Source organism: Streptosporangium vulgare (genome assembly GCF_042428775.1).
Taxonomy (GTDB): domain Bacteria; phylum Actinomycetota; class Actinomycetes; order Streptosporangiales; family Streptosporangiaceae; genus Streptosporangium; species Streptosporangium vulgare.
The window spans coordinates 1-15,693 of the sequence record NZ_JBHMBS010000033.1; the positions used below are offsets into that span (position 1 = coordinate 1).

13 protein-coding genes are annotated in these 15,693 nt (G+C 71.0%); 7 read left to right on the forward strand and 6 right to left on the reverse strand.

From position 1 onward, the window contains the following. Together ACFFRH_RS38470 and ACFFRH_RS38475 are read left to right on the forward strand one after the other, a co-directional pair. Positions 1–524: acyl-CoA carboxylase biotin carboxyl carrier protein subunit (locus ACFFRH_RS38470; RefSeq protein ID WP_386162434.1), on the forward strand; the 524-nt coding region annotated here is incomplete at its 5' end. 259 nt (positions 525–783) lie between these two features. Next, positions 784–2,133 (forward strand): hypothetical protein, encoded by a 1,350-nt coding sequence (locus ACFFRH_RS38475; RefSeq protein WP_344750265.1) that lies wholly within the window; start codon positions 784–786, stop codon positions 2,131–2,133. 172 nt (positions 2,134–2,305) lie between these two features. Here ACFFRH_RS38475 and ACFFRH_RS38480 read toward each other — a convergent pair whose 3' ends face one another. The 3 genes from ACFFRH_RS38480 to ACFFRH_RS38490 all read right to left on the reverse strand — a co-directional run bounded on the left by ACFFRH_RS38480 (position 2,306) and on the right by ACFFRH_RS38490 (position 7,867). Next, positions 2,306–3,295 (reverse strand): LacI family DNA-binding transcriptional regulator, encoded by a 990-nt coding sequence (locus ACFFRH_RS38480; RefSeq protein WP_386162436.1) that lies wholly within the window; start codon positions 3,293–3,295, stop codon positions 2,306–2,308. An 11-nt stretch (positions 3,296–3,306) separates the two neighbouring features. Beyond that, positions 3,307–6,090, reverse strand: coding sequence for a glycoside hydrolase family 3 C-terminal domain-containing protein (locus ACFFRH_RS38485; RefSeq protein WP_386162438.1), 2,784 nt, complete (start codon positions 6,088–6,090; stop codon positions 3,307–3,309). A 571-nt stretch (positions 6,091–6,661) separates the two neighbouring features. Further along, positions 6,662–7,867: an ROK family protein gene (locus ACFFRH_RS38490; RefSeq protein WP_386162440.1), complete on the reverse strand. Its 1,206-nt coding sequence runs from the start codon at positions 7,865–7,867 to the stop codon at positions 6,662–6,664. Between the two features lie 213 nt (positions 7,868–8,080). Between ACFFRH_RS38490 and ACFFRH_RS38495 the strand changes: the two genes are divergently transcribed. Genes ACFFRH_RS38495 through ACFFRH_RS38505 form a run of 3 tightly spaced genes read left to right on the forward strand, consistent with a single transcriptional unit; the run spans position 8,081 to position 11,698 of the window. Then, positions 8,081–9,775, forward strand: coding sequence for a type 2 periplasmic-binding domain-containing protein (locus ACFFRH_RS38495; RefSeq protein WP_386162441.1), 1,695 nt, complete (start codon positions 8,081–8,083; stop codon positions 9,773–9,775). Then, a complete protein-coding gene (locus ACFFRH_RS38500; RefSeq protein ID WP_386162443.1) occupies positions 9,768–10,802 on the forward strand; it encodes an ABC transporter permease in 1,035 nt (344 codons plus the stop codon). The genes ACFFRH_RS38495 and ACFFRH_RS38500 overlap by 8 nt, the downstream gene beginning before the upstream one ends. Further along, positions 10,799–11,698: a carbohydrate ABC transporter permease gene (locus tag ACFFRH_RS38505; protein ID WP_386162445.1), complete on the forward strand. Its 900-nt coding sequence runs from the start codon at positions 10,799–10,801 to the stop codon at positions 11,696–11,698. The genes ACFFRH_RS38500 and ACFFRH_RS38505 overlap by 4 nt, the downstream gene beginning before the upstream one ends. 46 nt (positions 11,699–11,744) lie before the next feature. On the opposite strand, the gene ACFFRH_RS38510 is transcribed toward ACFFRH_RS38505, so the two are convergent. From ACFFRH_RS38510 to ACFFRH_RS38520, 3 genes are all read right to left on the reverse strand, one after another. Continuing rightward, positions 11,745–12,062 (reverse strand): helix-turn-helix domain-containing protein, encoded by a 318-nt coding sequence (locus ACFFRH_RS38510; RefSeq protein ID WP_386162447.1) that lies wholly within the window; start codon positions 12,060–12,062, stop codon positions 11,745–11,747. Between the two features lie 141 nt (positions 12,063–12,203). Further along, positions 12,204–12,656 carry an Hsp20/alpha crystallin family protein gene (locus ACFFRH_RS38515; protein WP_386162449.1) on the reverse strand — a complete coding sequence of 151 codons (453 nt, stop codon included), beginning with the start codon at positions 12,654–12,656 and terminating at the stop codon, positions 12,204–12,206. Positions 12,657–12,781: 125 nt separating this feature from the next. Then, entirely contained in the window at positions 12,782–13,648 is an 867-nt protein-coding gene (locus ACFFRH_RS38520) for an aldo/keto reductase (RefSeq protein WP_386162451.1), read from the reverse strand. Between the two features lie 402 nt (positions 13,649–14,050). On the opposite strand from ACFFRH_RS38520, the gene ACFFRH_RS38525 reads away from it, so the two are divergent. Both ACFFRH_RS38525 and ACFFRH_RS38530 read left to right on the forward strand, forming a co-directional pair. Then, entirely contained in the window at positions 14,051–15,166 is a 1,116-nt protein-coding gene (locus ACFFRH_RS38525; RefSeq protein WP_386162453.1) for a WD40/YVTN/BNR-like repeat-containing protein, read from the forward strand. Between the two features lie 8 nt (positions 15,167–15,174). After that, on the forward strand, positions 15,175–15,459 hold the full coding sequence (locus ACFFRH_RS38530) for a MoaD/ThiS family protein (protein ID WP_386162454.1): 285 nt from the start codon (positions 15,175–15,177) through the stop codon (positions 15,457–15,459). The last annotated feature ends 234 nt before the right edge of the window (positions 15,460–15,693 follow it).

The window sequence follows — 15,693 nt, forward strand, 5'->3', positions numbered from 1 at the left end:
TGCTGCCCTTCCACCGGGCCGTGGTGTCCGATCCCGCGTTCACCGGCGACCCGTTCACGGTGCACACCCGCTGGATCGAGACCGAGTTCGACAACACGATCACGCCGTACGAGGGAGAGCCCGGCACGGCCGAGGAGCCGGGCGAGCGGGAGCGGATCACCGTCGAGGTGGGCGGCAAGCGGCTGGAGGTGGTTCTTCCCCCGGGGTTCGCCGCCGGGAGCACCGGAAACGCCGGGAGCGCGGGCGCGGGCCGCGCCTCGAAGGCACCGCGCCGGGGTGGGGCGGTGGCCAGGAAGGCCGCGAGCGGCGACTCGCTGGTCAGCCCGATGCAGGGCACGATCGTCAAGGTCGTGGTGGCCGACGGCGACACCGTCGCGGCCGGTGACACGATCGTCGTGATGGAGGCGATGAAGATGGAGCAGCCCCTCGCCGCCCACAAGGCGGGCACCGTCACGGGACTGGCCGCGTCGGTCGGCCAGAGCATCACCTCGGGCGCCACGATCTGCGAGATCAAGGACGTCTGAGCGCCCGTAGGGCCGGGAAAGGCCGAAGGCCGGGATCGGCGCGAGGACCGATACGAGGATCAAGGGCCGGTACGAGGATCGAGTACCCGGGAGCCCCGTTCGGGGACGTTCGCGGTCTCCGCGCGGGCGGGGCCGGTGCGACGATCGGATACCGGGTGCCGGAGAGGTGCTTGACGCGGGCCGCGAAGGGATACGGTCGAGGGGTAGGGAACTCTGCCGTCCACTCATTCGTCTTTCAGGACGAAGGAGGCTTTCTGCCGTGACCATCACAAAAGCCGCGCCAGGTCGTTTCGGTGCCACGATCATGGCATTGTTCGCCGGGCTACTGGCCATGTTCATGATCGCCCCGGCGGCCCACGCCGCGGCGCCAGACCCCAGTGCGATCGTCTCGGAGCTGAAGGACGGGGACCACTTCTACGCCGATCCCGCGGCGGGCCTGCCCGCCGACGCCGTCGACGCCATGCGCGGCGCGGCCGAACAGACTTCCTCCGTGTACGTGGCCCTGCTGCCCCAGGGGGCGATCAGCAGCCAGTCCCAGGCGAGGACCCTGCTCAGCTCGGTCCTCAAGGGCGTCGGTTCCAAGTCCACCGTCCTGGTGATGAGCGGCACCACGCCGTTCGGCGTCAGCAACATCAGGGGCGTCGACGTCGACGAGCTGCTCGGGCGGGCCAAGACCGCCTCCAGCCCGACCGACAACGTGATCAACTTCGTCAAGCTCGCCGACGAGGCGGCCGTCGGCGCGGGTGCCCCGTCCGGCTCCTCCGGCTCCTCCGGCGGCTCCAGCACGGGCCTGCTGGTCGGCATCCTGGTGCTGGCCCTCGCCGGTGGCGCGGGCATCTTCCTCTACTCCCGCAAGAAGAAGAAGCAGCGCGAGGAGCGCGAGGCCGCCGAGCTGGCCGCGGTCAAGCAGACCGTGGACGAGGACGTCACCAAGTTCGGTGAGGAGATCACCGACCTCGACACCGACGTCAAGCTGCTCAACGACGGCGCCGACCACCAGCAGGACTGGCAGCGCGCCCTCGACTCCTACGAGCGGGCCAAGGTGGAACTCGCGGCGGTCAAGCGCCCCGACGAGCTCCGCGGCGTGACCACCGCGCTGGAGGAGGGCCGCTACGCCCTCGCCTGCGTGAAGGCGCGCGTGAACCACCAGCCGCTGCCCGAGCGGCGCTCCCCGTGCTTCTTCAACCCGCAGCACGGCCCCTCCGCCCGCGACGTGCGCTGGGCCCCGCCCGGTGGCGCGCTGCGCGACGTGCCCGCCTGCGCGGCCGACGCCGAGGCCGTCGAGCGCGGCTTCGAGCCGCAGACGCGCGAGGTCATGGTCAACGGCCAGCGCCGCCCGTACTACGACGCGGGACCGGCCTACCAGCCCTACGCCTACGGCTACTACGGCGGCTTCGGCGACGTCATGACCGGCATGCTCGTCGGCACGATGATGGGCAGCATGATGAGCGGCGGCTTCGGTTACGGCGGCTACGGCGGCTACGACGGTGGCGGCGCCGACAGCGGAACCGACTTCGGCGGCGGCGGAGACTTCGGCGGCGGAGGCTGGGGTGACTTCGGCGGCGGGGGCGACTTCGGCGGCGGAGACTTCGGCGGAGGCGACTGGTAGCCGTCCTCAGCCGGTCCTCAGCGTGACGAGCAGCGGGACCGGCAAGGCGGAACGAGCGTGACGCCGACGGGCGCGCCTCCCCGGAAGGGGAGCGCGCCCGTCGGCGTCACGGAGCCCTTCGGGAGACCCGTCGAAGGAGACCGTCGCGACAGGCCCGGCGGGAGGCTCCCGGTCAGGTGCTGTCGCGGACGGTGAGCCTCGGCTGGAGCAGGGTGCCGTCGGGGACGGCGCGGCCTTCGAGCTTCTCCATGAGCAGCCGGACCGCCTGGCGGCCCACCTCCTCGGCCGGGATCAGCACCGAGGTGAGCGGCGGGCTGGCGCGTTCCGCGATGTCACCGGGGCAGATCGCCACCACGGCGATGTCGCCGGGCACCCGCCTGCCGTACTGGCGCAGCGCCCCCAGCACGTGGCCGACCGCGGCCTCGTTGTGCACGACGAGCCCGGACAGGTCCGGCCTGGCGTCGAGGAGCCCGGCGATCGTGGTGGACACCTGGTCGAAGTTCTCCTCGCACGGCAGGGCCACCCCGGTCAGGCCCGCCTCGGCCACGGCCTCGGCGAAGCCCTCCCTGGTACGGCGGGCGAAGCCGGTGCCCCGCTCGTAGACGACCGAGGGGGCGCCGAGCAGCGCGACCTCCCGGTGCCCGCGCTCGGCCAGGTGCTCCACGCAGAGCGCGCCCGCCCGCGCGAAGTCGAGGTCGACACAGGTCAGGCCGGCCGCGTCGGCGGGGAACCCGATCAGCACGCTGGGCTCGGCGAGCTCCCGCAGCAGCGGCACCCGGCTGTCGTGGAGCTCCACGTCCATCAGCACCAGCCCGTCGACCAGCGCGCTCGCCGCCGCCCTGCGGAGCCCGTCGGAGCCCTCGTCGGCGGTGAGCAGCAGCACGTCGTGGTCGTACCGCCGCGCGGCGGTGACCACCGAGGTGGCGAACTGCATCAGCACCGGGACGTGCACCCCGGCCCGCAGGGGCAGGACCAGCGCGATGACGTTGGCGCGCTTGCTGGCCAGGGCCCTCGCCCCGGCGTTGGGGTGGTATCCCAGGACCCGCACGCTGTCGAGCACCCGGCGCCGGGTGTCGGCCGAGATGGCGCGCTTCCCGCTGAGCACGTACGACACCGTGCTCACCGCGACCCCCGCGTGCCGGGCGACCTCGCTGATGGTCACCGCCCGCCCGCTCACCCGGCCTCGCCGAAGCTCAGGGAGGCGACGGTGATCCCCGCGTTCTCGAACACCACATAAAGATCGTGGACTCCCCGGGCCGCCGCAAGCCCGGTGCGTACCTCGGTGAGGTCGTGGCGGCCCGCGCGGGGGATGGGAAGGTCGCCGACGACGGGGCCGTAGAGGGGGTCGTCCAGGCGCAGGGTGACCACCCCGCCCTCCTCGCCTCCTGCGACGGCGGCGCAGGAGGCGGCCCCGTCCCCCAGGTCGACCGAGCGGAACACGATCCAGGCCCCCTCGGCGGTGGAGCGCACGGCGTCGCCGGAGACCCTGTCCGCGTCCACGAACGTCACCGAGTCGTACTCGTCGTGGTCCACGGCGGCGATCGGGCCCGCGAGGGCGTCGCGCGGCGGGATCCGCTCGCCGTCGACGTGGAAGGGGGCGCACAGCCGGATGTCCCGCGAGGAGCCGCCGACCATGAGCTTGTGGGGCGCGTCCTCGACGACGAACCGGCTCCTGGTGACGTCCCAGAAGGCCAGCTCCGCGACGTCGAGGCCCCAGTCGACCCGGGTGCTCTCGCCGGGGGCGAGGCGCACCTTGACGAAGCCGCGCAGGCGGCGCAGCGGCTGCTTGACGCGGGAGCTCCGCTGGCGGGTGTAGATCTGGACGACCTCCACCCCCTCGCGGGAACCGGTGTTGGTGACGGTGACCGAGGCGGTGATCCTGCCGTCCTCCACCGAGACGGCCAGGTCGGCGTAGTCGAAGGTGGTGTAGCCGAGGCCGTGGCCGAAGGGGTAGAGCGGGGTTCCCCGGAAGTACTGGTAGGTCGCGTCCGAGGCGATGATGTCGTAGTCGAGCAGGTCGGGCAGCTCGCACGCCGAGCGGTACCAGGTCTGGGTGAGCCTCCCCTCGGGGTCGGCGTCGCCGAACAGCACCTCGGCCAGCGCGTGCCCGTACTCCTGGCCCCCGTGGGAGGACCACAGCACCGCGGGCGGGTCGTCGCCGTCCCAGGTCACCGGGTAACCGCTGCTGATCACCATGACGGTTCTCGGGTTGGCCTCGCGCACCGCCCTGACCACGGCCTGCTGCGCGGCGGGCAGCGCGAGGTCGAGACGGTCCTCGGTCTCCCTGCCGTTGACCAGCGGGTGGTCGCCGACGACCACCACGGCCACGTCCGCGGTCGCGGCGAGCGCGGCGGCGGCCTCGGCGCCGCTCACCACCCGCTCCACGGTGAGCCAGGCGGCGGCGTCGGCGTCGTCGGCCAGGCGGAAGACCTCGCCGTCCAGGGCGAGGTAGCGGCCGGTGGAGATGTGCCGGAGCGCGAGCGCGCCGCGGGGCCGGTCCTCGGTACGGAAGGTCTGGCGCACCTCCCAGCCGTTGGGCCCCGGCTGGTCGTTGACCAGGATCCCGTCGTCGTCGACGGACAGGTGGCGCCCGGTCGCCACGGCGCGCAGGGCGTAGCAGCCGCCGCCCCAGTCGAAGAGGTCGAACAGGCCGGGCTCGTCGCCGACCCCGAGCGGCCCCCCGTCGGGGTCGGCGACGACGTGACGGCCGTCCATTCCCTCGACCGAGAGGGTGATCCGGTCCACGGCCTCGCAGAAGACGGTCTCGCACCGCTCGGCGAGCCCGGCGCGGGCGGTGACGGCGTACGGGAGGGTGCCGGAGTACCAGTCCTCCATGAGAGTGTCGCCGAGCTGGCCGATGACCGCGATCCTGCGCACCGAGGCGTCCAGCGGCAGGACGCCGTCGTTGTGCAGCAGCACGATCGAGCGCCGGGCGGCCTCGCGGGCCAGGCTCTGGTGCTCCGGGCAGTTGACGACCGCCTCGGTGATGTCGTCGTACGGGGTGGCGGGGTCGAACTCGCCCAGCCGGAAGCGGACGGACAGCGTGTGCCCCACGGCGGCGTCGACGTCCGCCTCGGTGAGCAGGCCGCGCTCCAGCGCGGCGCGGAGGTGGCCGAGGGTGGCCTCGGGACGGTCGTCGTCCTGGGTGAAGCTGTCGAGCCCGGCCCTGACCGCGTGGGCGTACGCCTCGGGGAGGTCGTCGTGGTAGCCCTGCAGGCCGGCGAGGTTGGCGGGGGCGTACGCGTCGCTGACCACGAGGAGGTCGTCGGGCGCCCAGGCCCGCAGCACCTCGCCGATGAGCGGGCTGAGGTGGGCCGGGCGGCCGTTGACCAGGTTGTAGGAGGGCATCACCGCGACCGCGGCGCCGCTCTCCAGGGCGGGCCGGTAGGCCGGGAGCTCGTACTCGCGCAGCACCCGGGGCGGCAGGTCGCTGGAGGTGACGCAGCGGTCGGTCTCGTTGTTGTAGCCGAGGAAGTGCTTGAGGGTGGGCGCGGTCTTCAACACCGTGGGATCGCTCCCACGAAGGCCGGAGGCGTACGCCGTCGCCATGACACCGGTGAGCCACGGGTCCTCGGAGTAGCCCTCCTCGTTGCGGCCCCAGCGGGGGTCGCGCAGCGGGTTGACGACCGGGGCCCAGACGTTGAGCCCCGCCCCCGACGGGTCCTTGTGGTGGAAGGCGAGGACCTCGTCGCTCGTGGCCTCGCCGACCCGCCGCACGAGGTCGGGGTCCCAGGTGCTGGCCAGCCCGACCGCCTGCGGGAACACCGTCGCCGGGCCGAGCCAGGCGAGGCCGTGCAGCGCCTCGGTGCCGGTGCGGAACGGGCCGAGCCCGAGGCGCTCCACCGGCCGCTGGTACTGGTGCAGCAGCCCGATCTTCTCCTCCAGGGTGAGCCGGTCCCGCAGGTCCGCGATGCGCCGCGCGAGGGGGAGTTCCGGGTCACGGAACGGTTCGTTCATCGGGGACCATCCCTTTGAGAGCGTCGAAGCGCTTCGATTCCGACGTGGTTCCGACACCGTTCCGACCTGGAAGACGCCTCAGTCGAAGCGCTTCGACACTCGGTCCGGGAAAACTCCGTCGCCACCCGCGCGCTCCGGTGTTCGTTACGCGCGTGTTTCGAACGGAGCTTCCATGAAGGGTGCACTCCCGTGCGGCCAAGGTCAAGAGGCGGGCGGCAAACCGCCGCGATCCATCGAGGCCCGGAGCGGGAGATCGCCTGCGAGTGCCCGGAATCCTCCGGGGTCCGGGCGGGAGGCCCGCCGAGGACGTCGTGAATCTAACTGAAAACAGCGCGCACCCAGGGCGATGTCCCCGTATCCCCCGGTGTCCCCGGGTCTCCCGCAGGTGTCCGGCGAGAAGCGGGTCACGGGACCCGCGGCAGGCGCCCGGAGTCGGGCAGCCGGGCGGCACCTCCCGGCGCGACCGCCCGTACCCAGGCACGGGTCGCGGGACCCGCGGGGCAGACAGCGGGTCGGACATCCGAGCGGCGGCTCCGAGCGCGACCGCCCCCGCCCCGTGTCCGAGCGCGGGTCACGAGATGCGCGGCAGGCGCCCGGAGTCCACGGAGTCGAGCACCCGGGCGGCGCCCCCCAGCGCGGCCGCCCCGTACCCGAGCGTGGAGGCCACCACCCGGCAGCCCCCGGTGTCCGGGGCGATCGTGCGCCCGCGGGTCTCGGCCTCCACCGAGGGCAGCAGCCACGGCGCGAGCGGCACGTAGTAGCCGCCGAGGATGACCACCTCGGGGTTGAGCAGGTTGGTCATCAGGGCCACGCCCTTGCCGAGGTTGTGCCCCACGGAGCTCAGGAGCGCGAGCGTGCGCGCGTCGCCCGCGCGGGCCAGCCGCACCACCTCGTCGAGCTCGATCTCGACCTCGGCGGGCGAGATCGCGGCGTGTTCCAGCACGGCGCCGATCCCGGCGACGGCCTCCAGGCAGCCCAGGCGCCCGCAGCGGCACTCGGCGCCGAAGGGGTCGAGCTGGATGTGGCCGATCTCGCCGCCGTACCCCTGACCGCCGCGGCGCAGCCGCCCGTCGAGGATGACCCCGGCCCCGACGCCGATCTCGCCGGTGAGGTAGACCAGGTTGGCCGTCCCGGCGTACGGGCCGAAGCGGTGCTCGGCCAGGGCCGCCAGGTTCGCGTCGTTGTCGACCTGGACGGGGAAGCCCGGGTCGCGCAGGGCCTTGGTGAGGTCGCCGCAGAGGTCGGCGTCGCGCCAGCCGAGGTTGGGCGCGATGCGCACGGTGCCGTCGACGCCGACCAGCCCCGGCACGCCCACGGTCAGCCCCAGGACCTGGCGCTCCTCCTTGGCCATCCGGGTCACGACGCGGCGGACGATCCCCGCGACGGTGGCCATGGCCTGGCCCGCCGTGCCGGCCGCGCCGGGGAAGGACCTGCGCCAGGACAGCAGCCTCTCGCCCGACAGGTCCACCGCGACCGCGGTGATGTAGTCGACGTTGACCTCGATGCCGATCGCCGCGTACGGCGAGCCGTCGAGCACGAGCATCGTGGCGGGGCGGCCGACGCGGTTCTCCGTCAGGCCGGTCTCCCTGACCAGGCGGCGGTCGATCAGATCGGCGACCAGGCTCGACACGGTCGCCTTGTTGAGGCCGGTCGACGCCGCGATGTCGGCCCGCGAGCACGGCGCGTGCTCGCGCACGAACCTCAGCACGACGGCGAGGTTGGTGGCCCGCACGTCGGCGAAGTCGGCCGGCCGCGGGTCAGTCGTAGATGTGATCAAGGTGAGTCCCGCTCCCGCTCGGCCAGGCTGGCCCCATCATGCCCCATCGTTCACCAATCCGTGACCGCTCCCCGGCGCCCCGCGATCCGCGGTCCCTTGTGGCGGCGGCCACCCTCGACTAATTTGTTTGGTCGAAAGACGAACTAATTCTACCCCGGAGCCGTCCCCCACGACACCCCGGATCCGTTCTCGAAACAACGAAGGGAGCGCCCCGTGAAAAATCTCCCCCCGGGCGCGTTGACCAGCCGCCGCGGATTCCTCGGGCTGGTGGGACTCACCGCCGCGATGACCGCGGGCGGCGGCCTGCTGAGCGCGTGCTCCGCGCCGAGCGGCCCCCGGCCCGGCAGCGGAGGGGCCACGGCCGCCGCGGCGGACAAGCTGACGTCCCTCACCCCCACCTACACCGCCTTCCCCGGCCTCAAGCCCGACATCCCGGGCACGATCTCCACCCTCCCGGGAGTACCCGACGTCAGCGGCGGCTTCACCTCCTACCCGGCCACCCCCACCCCCGCGCTCACCCAGAAGGCGGGCAGGGGCGGCACCTACAAGGCGATGACCCCGCTGTGGGGCCCGCCGCCCCCCGGTCTGGCGAGCAACTCCTACTTCCAGGCCGCCAACGCCGACATCGGCGCCACCGTGGAGTTCCAGATCACCGACGGCACCGTCTACGGCGACAAGGCCATCGCCAGGCTCGCCGCCGGGGACATCCCGGAGATCATGTGCATCCCCAGCTGGGAGATCGACAAGATGGCGGACTTCAACACCGCCGTCGACAGGGCGTTCGAGGACCTCACCCCCTACCTGCAGGGTGACAAGGTCAAGCCCTACCAGCTGCTGGCCAACCTGCCGACCGCCGCGTGGCAGTGGTCGGTCTGGAACAACAAGCTCATGGCGGTGCCGTTCCCGACCGAGCCGTACCCCTTCGCGCTGCTCTACCGCAAGGACCTCTTCGACAAGAACGGCTGGAACACCAACCCCAAGACCGCCGACGAGCTGTTCGAGCTCGGCAAGGAGATCACCGACGCCAAGGCCAAGCGCTGGGCGTTCGGCAGCATCCACGAGATGATGTGGCCGACCTTCCGCATCCCGCAGGAGTGGCGGTACGAGGGCGGCAAGCTCGTCCACAAGTACGAGACCCCCGAGTTCGAGCTGATGCTGGAGTTCATGCGGAAGGTCTTCAAGGAGGGGCTGGTCCACCCGGGCGTCGTCGGCAGCAAGGGCGCCAACGAGAAGGAGCTGATGGGGAGCGGGCAGATCCTGATCTACCGCGACGGGCTGGGCGGCTGGAAGGAGCTCCTGCAGCAGCACCGCGGCAAGAACCCCGACTTCAGCCTGAACGCCTTCCCGGTCTTCGCCCACGACGGCGGCACGCCGCTGATGTACCACGGCAACGCGGCGGGCCTCTTCACCTTCGTCAGGAAGGGCCTGCCGAAGGAGCAGGTGGAGGAGATCCTCTCCATCCTCAACTGGTGCGCGGCGCCGTACGGGACCAAGGAGTACGAGATCTCCAACTTCGGGGTGGAGGGGAAGCACTTCACCCGGGGCGAGAACAACATCCCGACGCAGACCGACCTCGGCCGCAAGGAGGTCGCCTTCACCTACGGCTTCCTCGGCGGGCGCCCGATCTACGTGGACTGGTCCTTCCCCGACGCGGTGAAGCTCAACATGGAGTGGCAGAACGCGAGCTTCCAGTATCTGGAGAAGGGCCCGTTCGACGGGATCAGGATCCAGCGGCCGTCGAAGTTCTCCGGGCTGCAGGTCCCCACCGAGGACAAGTTCACCGACATCATGCGCGGCCGGCGGCCGGTGAGCGACGCCAAGCAGATCGCCACGGAGTGGCGGCGGGACGGCGGGGACGAGGCCCGCGAGTTCTACATGAAGGTCCTGCGGGACAACGGCCGTGCTTAGGACGACGTCCGGGGACGGTGGAAGGACCGGGCCGGCGGGTGACCTGACCTCACCCGCCGGCGCCGGCACCTCCAAGGATGTCCGCAAAAGGGGTCCGAGGACAAGCCGGGCGCGCCCACAACCCTTCCTCGCGCGCCTGAAACGTGACTGGCAGCTACTGCTCATGGCCTTTCCCGCCATCGGGCTGCTCGTCCTGTTCCACTACGTCCCGCTGCTCGGCAACGTGATCGCGTTCCAGGACTACTCGCCGTACGTGGGCATCGGGGACAGTCCGTGGGTGGGGTTCGCCAACTTCCACTGGCTGATGTTCGACGCGAGCTTCTGGGACGCGACGATCAACACCCTCACGATCACCGCGTTCCAGCTGATCTTCTACTTCCCCGTACCGATCCTGCTCGCCGTGCTCCTGGACAGCGTGGTGCGGCCCCGGTTGCGGCTGCTCATCCAGAGTGTCGTCTACATGCCGCACTTCTTCTCGTGGGTGCTGGTGGTCACGCTGTTCCAGCAGATGTTCGGGGGCGCGGGCCTGCTCGCGCAGACGCTGCGGGACCACGGGTACGACGGCATCGACATCATGACAAATCCGGATACGTTCATCGTACTGGTGACGGCGGAGACGGTCTGGAAGGACGCCGGGTGGGGAACGATCATCTTCCTCGCCGCGCTCGCCGCCATCAACCAGAACCTCTACGAGGCCGCCGCGGTCGACGGCGCGAGCCGCTGGCGGCGGCTGTGGCACATCACCCTGCCCGGCCTGCGCCCGGTCATCGTGCTGCTGCTCATCCTGCGCCTCGGCGAGGCGCTGAACGTCGGCTTCGAGCAGTTCTTCCTGCAGCGCGACGCGGTCGGCAGGGAGGCCGCCGAGGTGCTGGACACGTTCGTGTACTGGCGCACGCTGCTCACCGGCGAGTGGAGCTACGGCGCGGCGGCGGGTCTGGTGAAGGGCCTGGTGGGGCTGGTGCTGATCCTGGTGGCCAACAAGGTCGCCCACCGATTCGGCGAGCAGGGGATCTACAAACGATCATGACGACTCTTCCCCCCTGGGCCGAGCGGCCCAGCCGCGTCGGCGGGCTCCTCAAGGGGTTCGTCCTCACGCTCATCGTCGCGTGCGTGCTCTTCCCGATCTACATGGTCGTGCTGACCAGCCTGTCCACCCAGGAGGCGGTGACGGAGGCCGGCGGCCTGGTCACCGTGCCGAACGGGCTCTCCCTCGGCGCGTACGAGGAACTGTTCGCGGGCGGCGTGGTGACCCGGTCGGTGATGGTCAGCCTCGGGGTGACCCTCGTCGGCACGGCGATCAGCCTGACCGTCACCGTGCTCGCCGCCTACGGCCTGTCGCGGCCGGGCTCGCTGCTGCACCGGCCGATGCTCTTCCTGATCCTGCTCACCTTCCTGTTCGGGCCCGGCCTGATCCCCAACTACCTGCTGGTCAGCTCGCTGGGACTGATCGACACGTACTGGTCGCTCATCCTGCCCGGCGCGGTCACCGCGTTCAACCTCGTGGTGATGCGGGCCTTCTTCATGAACATCCCCGAGGAGGTGAGCGACAGCGCCCGCATCGACGGCGCGAGCGAGTTCCGCATCCTGCGCACCATCGTGCTGCCCATGTCGAAGGGCGTCACGGCCGTCATCGGCATGTTCTACGCGGTCGGCTACTGGAACTCGTTCTTCAACGCCGTCCTCTACCTGAACGACAACGCCAAGTGGCCGCTCCAGGTGGTGCTGCGGCAGTACGTGCTCCAGGGCCAGTCGCTGATCGCCGGACAGACCGGTGTCGGCACCATCGCCGGGCAGTCACCGCCGCCGAGCCTGGCCATCCAGATGGCGATCGTCGTCATCGCGCTGCTGCCGGTGCTGTTCGTCTACCCGTTCGTCCAGCGGCACTTCACCAAGGGGGTCATCATCGGCGCCATCAAGGGCTGAGCGGATCCTGCCGCCTCAAGGAGCGCTCCTCCCGCCGGGCGGCGTGTCACCCGTCCTGCTCCTCCCGCCGGGCGGCACGCTCCCTGGCGAGTTCCTCCCGCAGGTCGCGGACCTGCTGCTGCAGGACGAAGATCCGGCGCACGGCGGCGAGGCTCATGCCCTCGCCGACGAGCTTGATGGCGTCCTGCAGGTCGCCGATCTCGTGGCGGGTGTAGCGCCGCTGGCCGCCGGTGGAGCGGGCCGGGCTGACCACGTCGTGCTCGTCGAGCCGGCGCAGGAACGCCTGCTCGACGTCGAGCATGTCGGCGACCTGGCCGACGGAGTACAGCGGGGCGTGCTCGTCGTCGAAGGGCAACCGGGCCATCACCGCTCCTTTCCCTTGTGGGTTCGTGGGGGGCCGCTGGAGTTCGTGAGGGGTCGGTGACGGGACAGGGGGAAACACGCGGGGGTGGGCGCCGGAACCCGGCACCCACCCCGAGAAGGTTCTGCGGTCAGACCCTGGACCTCACGCCTTGATCGACTTCTGGTCGGACGTGCCGTCGGCCTTCTGGATCGCGACCTTGCGGGGCTTGGCCCGCTCGATGACCGGGATGCGCACCGCCAGGACGCCGTTGGAGTAGGCGGCGTCGATCTTGTCGCTGTCGAGGTGCTCGGACAGGTAGACGCGGCGGGTGAAGGTGCCCATCGGACGCTCGCGGACGAACAGGCGGTCGTCCTCCCCGTACTCCTCCTCGCGGCCGGCGCTCACCGAGAGCACCCCGCGGTCGACGGTCACCTCGATGGTGTCGGGGTCGATGCCCGGAAGGTCGAACCTCAGGAGGACGTCGTCCTTGCGCCGGACACCGTCAAGCGGCATGGCGCGGCCCGCGCCGTCACCGGACCCCAGGGCCTGACGCGCGAGCCGGTCGAACTGGCGGTCGAACTCCTGGATGAACGGGTCGATCGACGTCAGCAGCATCGGTAACCACCTCCGTATGGACTGGCAGGTATCCTCAAGCCTGCCTTCTCGAAAACCTCTTAGTTCAGTTATAGGTTAGTGGCATGCCGGTTCGCAAGTACCCTCCGGAAAATTCTTGTTCCCTCCTAGACCCCCCTGGTCAGGGCGTCGAACTCGGCGTCGGTCAGCTGGACGGTCGCGGCGGCGACGTTGTCCTCCAGATGGGCGACCGTCGAGGTGCCCGGGATGGGCAGCATCACCGGGGAACGGCGCAGCAGCCACGCCAGGGCGAGCTGTGACGGGGTGGCGCCGTGCTCCTTGGCCGCCGCGGCGAGCGGGCCGCCCTCCGCCGCGAGCTTGCCGGTCGCGAGCGGGAACCAGGGAATGAAGGCGATGCCGTTGGCCTCGGAGTACTCCAGCAGCGGCTCGGCGTCGCGGTGCGCGAGGTTGTAGAGGTTCTGCACCGAGACGATCGTCGCGGACCTCCCCGCCTCCTCGACGTCCTCGACGCTGACCTCGCTGAGGCCGATGTGGCGGATCTTGCCCTCCCGCTGCATCAGCGCGAGCTCACCGACCTGGTCGGCGACGGGCACCGCGGGGTCGATGCGGTGCAGCTGCAGCAGGTCGATCCGCTCGACGCCGAGGTGGCGCAGGCTCAGCTCGACCTGCTGGCGCAGGTACTCGGGGCGGCCCACCGGCGTCCAGATCCCGGGGCCCTGCCGGGTGAACCCCGCCTTGGTCGCGATGACCAGGTCGTCGGCGTAGGGGCGCAGCGCCTTCTTGATGAGCAGCTCGGCGACGAACGGGCCGTAGGAGTCGGCGGTGTCGATGAAGTTCACGCCGAGCTCGACGGCCCTGCGCAGGACGCGGACCGCCTCCTCGGGGTCGCGCGGGTCTCCCCACACGCCCTCTCCGGTGAGCTGCATCGTCCCGTAACCCAGGCGGTTGACGGTGAGGTCTCCCCCGATGGCGAACTGGCCCGACGCTTCGGCGGGACGAGTCGTGGTCGTCATGATGTCCTCCCAGGACATAGGCCTGATGTTCATGATTCGAAACAGCCCGGCGACGGAGCCGATTCCCCCTCCGGCGCCCGTACTCGTAAACCTTCCGGCACGTACTCGCAAAGCGCCCAGGATGGGACGGGCCATGTGAAATCACATGACGTCACTCACCCGGAAAGGCCCGCACGGCGGACGAGCCGGGAACACGTCCGGCCCGCGGGCGAACACCTCACCGTCGTGACGCCGGTCCGCCGCCGTGGCGTGCGGCGTTTTTGTCGGGGGGTTGTCGTAGCGTCGGTGGCCACGACCGTGGCGGACATGTCGTGGACGAAATCGGCTCCGGGCCCGGTCGGACGATCAGGAGCGTGGCCGCAGTGTCGAGCCAGATCGGCACCGGCTCGGAAAGGAACACCGATGAGTGGTGTACGAGTGCTGGTGGGCACGCGCAAGGGCGCGTTCATCCTGACCTCGGACGGAAAACGCGAGCGGTGGGACGTCAGCGGCCCCCACTTCGGGGGCTGGGAGATCTACCACCTCGCCGGATCTCCCGCCGACCCGTCCCGGCTCTACATGTCGCAGTCGGGCGGCTGGTTCGGGCAGGTGATCCAGCGGTCCGACGACGGCGGCGCGACGTGGGAGGCGGTCGGTAACCGGTTCCAGTACGACGGCGTCCCCGGCACCCACCAGTGGTACGACGGCACGCCGCACCCGTGGGAGTTCAACCGGGTCTGGCATCTGGAGCCGTCACCGACCGACCCTGACACGGTGTACGCCGGGGTCGAGGACGCCGCCCTGTTCCGCTCGGTGGACGGCGGGCAGAGCTGGCAGGAGTTGTCCGGGCTGCGCGAGCATCCCTCCGGGCCCTCCTGGCAGCCGGGTGCCGGCGGGATGTGCCTGCACACGATCGTCCCCGACCCGCGCGATCCCGCCCGCATCACCGTGGCGATCTCGGCGGCGGGCGTGTTCAGGACGGAGGACGCCGGCAAGAGCTGGCAGCCGGCGAACCGCGGCCTGCGGTCCGGGGGCATCCCCGACCAGGACGCCGAGGTCGGCCACTGCGTCCACCACATCGCAGCGCACCCGTCGCGTCCGGAGGTGCTCTTCATGCAGAAGCACTGGGACGTCATGCGCAGCGACGACGCCGGTGATTCGTGGTACGAGATCAGCGGTGACCTGCCCAGCGACTTCGGGTTCCCGATCGCCGTGCACGCGCACGAGCCGGACACCGTCTACGTCGTGCCGATCAAGAGCGACTCGGAGCACTACCCGCCCGAGGGAAGGCTGCGGGTGTACCGCAGCCGGACGGGCGGAAACGAGTGGGAGCCGCTCACCAGGGGGCTGCCGCAGAGCCACTGCTACGTGAACGTGCTGCGGGACGCGATGGCCGTCGACAACCTGGACCCGTGCGGCGTCTACTTCGGCACCACCGGCGGGCAGGTGTACGCCTCGGCCGACGCCGGTGACAACTGGACGCCCATCGTCCGGGACCTTCCGGCCGTGTTGTCCGTCGAAGTGCAGACGCTGCCATGATCCGCGTGGTGCTTCCGGCGCATCTGCGCAACCTCGCGAGTGTCGGAGGCGAGGTGGAGCTGCACGTCCAGGGGCAGGCCACGCAGCGCTCGGTCCTCGACGCGCTGGAGGCCCGCTACCCCATGTTGCGCGGGACGATCCGCGATCACGTCACGCAGCGGCGCCGCCCGTTCGTGCGGTTCTTCGCCTGCGAGCGGGATCTGTCCCACGAGCCACCCGACACCCCGCTGCCCGAGCCGGTCGCGACGGGGGCCGAGCCGTTCATGGTCGTGGGGGCCATGGCGGGCGGGTGACCCCTGACGGAGACGAGCGGCCCGGGCGGCGGAGGCCCGGCCGCTTCCAAGCCCCGCACCCGGCCATGAATTCGCCGGGAAGCAGGGCCCCGGACCCCGTTCCCGCGACCGGCCGACAATTCCGCGAAACCGGGAGGAGGAGCGGCGCACTCGTCCGACGGGCACGAGAAAACCATCGTGCACGGACCGTGAAACAGGCCGGGAAAACGAAGTCCGGGGATTCTCCCGCTCGCG

What these genes read in the sequence shown, in the direction of transcription:
- ACFFRH_RS38525 (WP_386162453.1), top strand. Translation starts at nt 14,051, where the DNA reads ATGAGTGGTGTACGAGTGCTGGTGGGCACGCGCAAGGGCGCGTTCATC.
- ACFFRH_RS38510 (WP_386162447.1), bottom strand. Translation starts at nt 12,062, where the DNA reads ATGGCCCGGTTGCCCTTCGACGACGAGCACGCCCCGCTGTACTCCGTC.
- ACFFRH_RS38485 (WP_386162438.1), bottom strand. Translation starts at nt 6,090, where the DNA reads ATGAACGAACCGTTCCGTGACCCGGAACTCCCCCTCGCGCGGCGCATC.
- ACFFRH_RS38505 (WP_386162445.1), top strand. Translation starts at nt 10,799, where the DNA reads ATGACGACTCTTCCCCCCTGGGCCGAGCGGCCCAGCCGCGTCGGCGGG.
- ACFFRH_RS38520 (WP_386162451.1), bottom strand. Translation starts at nt 13,648, where the DNA reads ATGACGACCACGACTCGTCCCGCCGAAGCGTCGGGCCAGTTCGCCATC.
- ACFFRH_RS38515 (WP_386162449.1), bottom strand. Translation starts at nt 12,656, where the DNA reads ATGCTGCTGACGTCGATCGACCCGTTCATCCAGGAGTTCGACCGCCAG.